The 6,813-nt window shown below is 43.5% G+C and carries 3 protein-coding genes and 1 pseudogene; all 4 read left to right on the forward strand.

What is annotated here, in order from left to right; all coding sequences use genetic code 11:
• Window positions 1-589 (forward strand): annotated as a pseudogene (locus tag AB5Y50_RS00815) (IS5 family transposase); the annotation flags it as partial.
• 217 nt (window positions 590-806) lie between these two features.
• On the forward strand, window positions 807-2,108 hold the full coding sequence (gene dcm / locus AB5Y50_RS00820; protein WP_161653664.1) for a DNA (cytosine-5-)-methyltransferase: 1,302 nt from the start codon (window positions 807-809) through the stop codon (window positions 2,106-2,108).
• Window positions 2,109-2,115: 7 nt separating this feature from the next.
• Complete coding sequence (locus AB5Y50_RS00825) at window positions 2,116-3,978, forward strand: McrB family protein (RefSeq protein ID WP_368162381.1); 1,863 nt, start codon at window positions 2,116-2,118, stop codon at window positions 3,976-3,978.
• An 85-nt stretch (window positions 3,979-4,063) separates the two neighbouring features.
• Window positions 4,064-6,631 carry a restriction endonuclease-like protein gene (locus AB5Y50_RS00830; RefSeq protein ID WP_161653665.1) on the forward strand — a complete coding sequence of 856 codons (2,568 nt, stop codon included), beginning with the start codon at window positions 4,064-4,066 and terminating at the stop codon, window positions 6,629-6,631.
• Window positions 6,632-6,813: the final 182 nt, after the last annotated feature.

Raw genomic sequence — 6,813 nt, forward strand, 5'->3', positions numbered from 1 at the left:
AAGGGCTCATCGATTTCGACCTGTGGTGCCTGGACGGCTCCAATGTCAGAGCATCCAAAGATGCTGCCGGTGCACGTAAAAAAACACCTCAATGAATCAAGCCCTTGGCCGTTCGCGGGGAGGTTTCGGCAGCAAAATTCACTTGGTCACGGACGGTCATGGCTTACCACTGAGCTTCTGCCTGTCACCGGGGCAATCAGCAGAAATCAGCTATGCAACAAGCGCGTTGGCCATGGCGAGGATACCAACGTCATCAGGTCGCTACCGAACACGGCCAGCGCATCTTGCCGCAGACAAGGCCTATAGCAGCAAAGCCTTTCGAGCCGAGCTACGGCGGAGAAGGATAAAAGCGGTCATTCCGCAACGCAGCGACCAGCAACGGCGCCATAAGGGGCGTCCATTGGTACTGGACAAGGTGCATTACCGCAGGCGCAATGTCGTGGAGCGGTGCTTCGGTTGGTTGAAGAAGTTTCGCCGGTTTTCAACGAGATATGAAAAGCTAGCCAAGAGTTTTGCAGCCTTTATCAAACTGGCTTTCTGCCTTCGCTACTTGCGCGAGTTATGTGTGGACAGAAAACCAGCATTTTGAGAACACAGCCTAGCAGCACGTTCACTTGCTGCAACAGCAACCGGGTATCATCGCTAGGACAGACCAGCCGGACGCCAGCCGGCCCGATAACACCCGTCCACGTATGTACTGTGTTAAAGGCAGTATCTTGGATGATTAGCACCTGAATTACAGTTGACGTCTTATCATTAGCTGATAACATATGGTTTGTTTATTTATCTAGTATTAAGGGTGTCTTGTGTCAGAGGTAGGTATAGGCGTGACTAGCTGTATTATTGGTATTAAAGGTCAAACTCCAAGTTCCACAAACCAAGTAGATGTTTGGTTTGACTCCCTTAAATCAATTGCATCGGTTCTATCCGAAGAAAATCAGCATTTGTTAAAGACTATCGCAGAAAAAAAACCTGAAAATATTACAGAATTATCTGAATTAACTGGGCGAGCTGTAAGTAATCTTTCTCGAACTATTAAAACGTTAGAGAGACATGGTCTTATTAATATTGAGAGTTTTGGGAAAAGTATTAGGCCGAAGGTTAAGTATAGTAATTTCAATATACTATGTGGTTTGAGTTTGAATGATGGAAAAAAATTGTTAGAAAATAAATTTTCTTTGGTCTCAATGTTTACAGGTGTTGGTGGGCTGGATATGGGATTTGAAGGTGGCTTTAAATACAAAAGTCAATACTTTGAAAGTCAACCATTCACAACTCTGGCTGCTTATGAGAAAGATGAGAAGTGTGTAGAAACAATAAAGAAAAACTTAAATATACCTATTAGCCAAGTTGAGTTATCTGAAGATCTTGTTAATGACTTTCCAAGTGCTGATGTGTTAATTGGTGGCTTTCCATGCCAAGATTTTAGTTCTTGTGGTCCTAAAAGAGGTCTTAGCTCTGACAGAGGTCAACTATACAAAGTTCTAGTTAGATATATGCAACATCACAAACCTAAAATTGTATGCGCTGAAAATGTTCCTAATTTAGCGCGAATGCAAAATGGTGCTGTGCTAGATACTATAGTTAATGATTTTAGCGAGCAAGGTTATAAAGTCCAAGTGTGGGATCTTTTTGCTCCAGATTATGGTGTGCCACAAAGTCGGAGAAGGCTGTTTTTTGTTTGTACCAGAAATGATCTTGAAGGTGAACCTATAAAGCCAGAACCAAAATTTGTTGGTATGCATCGCGGAACTAAATGGGCAATCGAAGATTTGGAAAAAGTTATTGATGAGACTATTCCAAACCAAAGCCAGTATTTCAAGGCATCAAAAGCCAAGAAAGGGAATGGCCAAGGTGATGAGCACTGCAAAGCAGACGAACCCTCTTACACAATCAGGGCAAACGCTAAGTCTCGAGTCCAATTTCATTATGAATTAGATAGAAGGCTAACAATCAGGGAGTGTGCTCGTCTACAGACGTTCCCCGACTCTTTTGTTTTCCCTCATTCTGCTACATCAAATGTTATGCAAATAGGTAATGCAGTACCACCTATGTTGTCATATGAGGTGGCAACATCAATCAGAGAGTTTTTATTAAAACAGGATTGATTAATACATGAAAGAAAACAGGGATGAGGTTTTTGCTTATATTTTCTCAAAAGCCGATGAAGTTGGTTATATGGGGCTTGATTCAGCTAGGTCTGGTAAGTTCCAAGATGAATTGGAAAATGATCCTCAGTTAATAAAAATTGCTGGCGATAGGCTCTCTCGAAATTACATTAAGGATACCGTTTTAAATAATTATAGCAAGAAACAGAGATATATATCAGAAGATGATGTACTTAGTGTATTTGTTGAGCTGGATGATATTTCTGTTTTAGGTGCAAAAAAAGATCTTGAGAATGGTATTTTTAAAATTTCATATTTAGATGAGGAGTTTGAGTGCACTAGCTCAAGTATTAACGAATGGCAAACGGTTTTAAAGCGATTCGGTAAAAGATGTAGTGGAAAAACTAGATTTGCTTTTTTGACTTGTGGTGGTGTAGAGAAGCAGCAAGATGAGCTTGGGGCTGTCGTAGATATTTTAAGCTCATACGGTGTAACAGCCCTCATCGTTAAGCCTAGTCAGAAACCTATATCAATAAAGTTGTATGTGAAAAATAAATCTGTTCAGCCTTTTAGCTTAGTTAAAACGGTTTTACCTAAACCATTCATCCTTCTAGCAGGTATCTCTGGTACAGGTAAAACCCATTTTGTGCGTGAACAAGCAAAAACTTCTGGCCAGTTTGCTGAAACTTATTGCTTAACCTCGGTGCGCCCCGACTGGCATGAGCCGAGTGATTTGCTTGGTTATATTTCTCGCCTCGCAAAAGACGGAAAAGCAGAATACATCACTACCGATGTATTGCAGTTTATCGCCAAAGCCTGGCGTGCCATTGCTGATAGTAAATTAACCGTTGAAGTTCAAGATAGCGAAGACCAAGGCGAGCGATTAGTCGTAGCAGGCGAACGTGATGCGCTTGCGCAGATATTGCCTTACTGGTTGTGCTTGGATGAAATGAACCTTGCCCCTGTTGAGCAGTATTTTTCCGATTACTTATCGGTACTGGAAACCCGCGAGTGGTGTTGGACAGGTGATAGCTTTACCTACAGTAGTGATGCGCTATTAAAATCAACAACTATTAAAGAAGTCGCAGATAAAGGAAAGCTACGCGAAGCGCTAGGCTTTGATGGTGCTCAATACGATGAGCTGTGGGATAATATTTGCCAATATGGTTTAGGCATTCCGTTTAACTTACTGGTCGCGGGCACTGTGAATATGGATGAAACCACTCATGGCTTTTCGCGTAAGGTGATAGATCGTGCACTAAGCTTTGATTTTGGCGAGTTTTTCCCGAACGACTATAACGACTTTTTCACCCCAGCCAGTTGTAACAAGCGCCTTAGCTATCCGATTTGGTCAAACGCCAGCAAGGCGGATGTCGACTTTGAGATAGAAGCTAAAGGTGGTGAAAAAATAAATGCTGGTGATGCAACGGTTAGCTTTTTAAATAAAGTAAATGCAGTGCTAAAAAACACACCGTTTGAATTGGCGTTTCGTGCGCTCAATGAGTTACTGCTTGCAGTAGCCAGTAGCCAACCACAAGATGACTTGACCCTAAAAGCCGTGTGGGACGATTTTATGATGAGTAAGGTATTGCCGCGGATCGAGGGCGATACCGACAAACTCACCACATCAGATGGTAAGGCTTTGTTGGCAGAGCTGAATACTGTGCTGGCAGACCAGTTAGCCCCAATTTGGTTAGCGTCTGCAACGGAAGAAGAAGATCAGCGCCCTGACTTATATCGTGAAAGAGCGATAGAGGGCGATGTAACAGATGAGCAAAAAGTGCTACGCATCCCTTGCCGTTCGAAAGCTAAGTTGAAGTGGATGAGCGAGCGATTAGCCAGTGCCACTTTCACCAGTTTCTGGCCTTAAGGGGTTGGTGTTGTTTGATGCTTTCTGCAATGAATGCAACATTTAAGCTTAACCAGCACTGCGATGGCGTAAGGAGTGGTAGGGAATGCCAGAGTTAATACGATTACAAACCCCCGACTTTGAGTTTTCGGTCTGGGCTAATGATATTAGCCAGCGGTTGAGCGTGTACCAGAATACAGTGGCACACAGGGCGAGCGCTAATCATGCACAACCTAGCTACGAAATGTGCTTTGCTCCTGCGGCTGAACTTAGCAATGCCATTGAGCCGCAAGGGGTAGTTGCAGATGGCTTAGTAAAAAGTGGGTTAGATGAAAGTGGCCTTGTTGCAAATGGCTTAGCGAAACACGCTGAGCTGACATTAAACTCTCCCTTGTTTTTTGAGAATACCCAGTACCAGTTTGAGTGGGTCTTTTTTAGTGAAGTGTCTAATGCGCGCTTAACCCATCACAGCCAAAGTGTGAATGAGGCATTTCGTTTTGCCCCCGAAGTAAAAACAGCAAGGGGCGTAGTGCCTGCACGTTTAACTGGTACCATCAATACCGGCAATGATGTGGGGTGGTTACGTTTGCCACTCACGTTTGAACTTAATGGTAAAATACAGACTCAGCATATTGCGTTTGAAGTACTGCCAACCAAAATGGCTCTGCACCAAGACATGCCAGCCATGTACCAAGCCATAGACAAGGTTTACCCCCTTTGGCGCTTTAGTTTAGTAGAAAAAACTGAACAAGATGCAGCGAATAGCCAGCAACGTAGGCATTTTCCACTGATGTGGTTGGCTAATTTTGCAGCGTTAAGGGCGCGTTTTGAGCAAGGCTTAAAAGTGATTTGTGCCGCACCTCATAGCCGTTTACAACCTACAGTGGCTAATATTAAAGCCGTCAAATTAAAAGGCCGCTTGCCACATAAGTTAGCCGAGCAATTAAAGCAAGACTTTGCTAATTGCAAGTACGATAAACGCTATGCGGTCGAAAAAAATAAACTGGGCGTCGATACCCCTGAAAACCGCTTTATAAAAATGGCGGTGACTAAAAGCAAGCGACAATTAGCGGAATTTGAACAAAAGCTCAGGCAAAGTAACCGCGTGCCAGAACGTCAACGGTTATCTGATTCATTTTTAAATGAACTACATAGTTGGCAACAACCGCTGCAAAAAGTGTTAGGCCAAAGTTTTTTAAAAGAGGTTGGCGCATACACAGGGTTAAGCTGTGAGTCGTTAGTACTACAGCAAAGAACAGGTTATAGTGCGGTGTATCGTGTTTGGCAGGATCTGAAATTTTATTTAGATGTGTTTGGCAATCACTCGAGCATTTCGATGAAGTCGGTGGCTGAGATTTATGAGGTGTGGTGCTTTCTATGTCTGAAACAGATTTTAGAGCATGATCTTGGCTTTGAATTGGTGGAAAATAGTGCAACGAAGCTCGCTCAAAATGACTTTTTTGAGTACCAACTAAAAGATGGCTTTGCCGGTGCCTTTCGCTTTAAACGCTCAGATGGTGTGACGGCTAGGCTGGCACACGAGCCTAAGTTTACCAAACAAGGAAAATCGATCCGCTCGTACTTGGTGAATCAAGAGCCGGATATTGTGTTGGAAGTGACGCTGCCTACAAACGCAAACTTAGGTACCTCTGAAGAGAAACAGTTTATTTGGCTGTTTGATGCCAAATACCGTATTAAAACCGATAAAAGCCGTTTGGATGACAGTAATGAAGATATTGAAACTACCGATTACGTACCAGACGATGCCATTAACCAAATGCACCGTTATCGTGATGCACTCATTCGTTTATCAGAGCCGCGCTTGTTTGAGTCTCCATTTGGTTCAATCGCAGGTCAACCTGCCAAGAAAAGCCGCCCAGTTTTTGGAGCGTTTGCTTTATACCCTGGCTTTTTTGATCAAGCCACAAAACAAAACCCCTACGCAGCCGCGATAGAAGAAGTCGGTATTGGCGCATTTGCATTATTACCTAGACAAAATGAGCCCAGTCAAACTGGTCCTCGTCAGACGGAGAGCAGTTATACCGGTCACCAGTGGTTGCTTGAGTTCTTGCAAGCCCAAATTGGCACAGCGCCGAATACACAAGCAGGGCAAGGTAATGAGGCTATGTATCCAGTGATCGGCATGGCAGAAAGGCTCTACGTACAAGAAGCTGCACGCATACCGTATTACGGCATGCGCCAACTGCTGTACTCCGATTTGACTTTGACAGTGGCATTGGGTGGACAACGTGGCCGTGATAATGGCTACTTCGAAAAATTTGAGCAAGGTACGGCACAGTGGTATCACTTGCCGCAAAGCATGTTTTTGCAGAAATTTAAGCAGCATATTGCAGAGGAAATTCGCTATTTAGCGTTGGCGTCTACCTCAGACACCCATAGTTCGACCAAGCAAATTGACAAACTTTGGCCGGTTAAACGCATAACCCTATTACCACGCTACACCATTACCGAAGATCAAGCAGGTAAGAAATCAGGCTCTGCTGATTTGTATTATTTATTTGAGCTAGGCAAGCCACTTTCGCTGCAAACTCCGGTGACCAACGTGCCACATCGCCCAATGAAAAACTCGATGAAACTCACAACTTTAACTCGCCTAGAGAGTGTAACTAAGTTTGCTGAAGTTGAAAAAGTGTATGAAGAGGCAATGGTGTGAATAAGCGTGTTCTACCAATTATGCATAAGGTGAAATGAATGACAGAACATATACCTCAAGCTCCATAAGGAGAGTTTGTCCTTTTTACTAGGGAAGGTGCGAATAAGCGGGGAAATTCTTCTCGGCTGACTCAGTCATTTCATTTCTTCATGTTTGAGCCGATTTTTTCTCCCGTAAATGCC

The organism is Aeromonas sp. s6, assembly GCF_040907815.1.
Classification (GTDB): domain Bacteria; phylum Pseudomonadota; class Gammaproteobacteria; order Enterobacterales; family Aeromonadaceae; genus Aeromonas; species Aeromonas caviae.

Excerpts from the sequence above, each read along its gene's own strand:
- AB5Y50_RS00825 (WP_368162381.1), top strand. The coding sequence starts at position 2,116 with ATGAAAGAAAACAGGGATGAGGTTTTTGCTTATATTTTCTCAAAAGCC.
- AB5Y50_RS00830 (WP_161653665.1), top strand. The coding sequence starts at position 4,064 with ATGCCAGAGTTAATACGATTACAAACCCCCGACTTTGAGTTTTCGGTC.